Raw genomic sequence first — 403 nt, 5'->3', positions numbered from 1 at the left:
CCCCCCCCCCCCCCCCCCCCCCCCCCCCCCCCCCCCCCCCCCCCCCCCCCCCCCCCCCCCCCCCCCCCCCCCCCCCCCCAGTTTCAAGCATATGACGGCATACGAGATCATGACTACTGTCTCGTGGGCTCGGAGATGTGTATAAGAGACAGCCGCATAGGCCCTTGCCTTAAATTCTTTGGCCAGCTGGTCGAGCTCAAGCGAAAAAAGGTTGGTTGCTGTTTTCGATTGTCCGTAAGCCTGTAGGGTTTCTGTCTCTTATACACATCTGACGCTGCCGACGAACCACGACATGGGGTGGGGTCGGTGGGGGGGGGGTGAGGTGAGGGGGGGGGGGGGGGGGGGGGGGGGGGGGGGGGGGGGGGGGGGGGGGGGGGGGGGGGGGGGGGGGGGGGGGGGGGGG

At 71.0% G+C, this 403-nt stretch carries 1 protein-coding gene; it reads right to left on the bottom strand.

What is annotated here, in order from left to right:
* Positions 1 to 196: 196 nt before the first annotated feature.
* Positions 197 to 403, bottom strand: a 207-nt coding sequence (locus tag JHD69_RS20550) for a hypothetical protein (protein WP_199142169.1), incomplete at its 5' end; no start/stop codon positions are given.

Source organism: Pedobacter sp. ASV12, assembly GCF_016429155.1.
Lineage (GTDB): Bacteria > Bacteroidota > Bacteroidia > Sphingobacteriales > Sphingobacteriaceae > Pedobacter.
The sequence above is the reverse complement of the archived record's forward strand: the minus strand, read 5'-3'. Positions and strand labels throughout refer to the sequence as shown.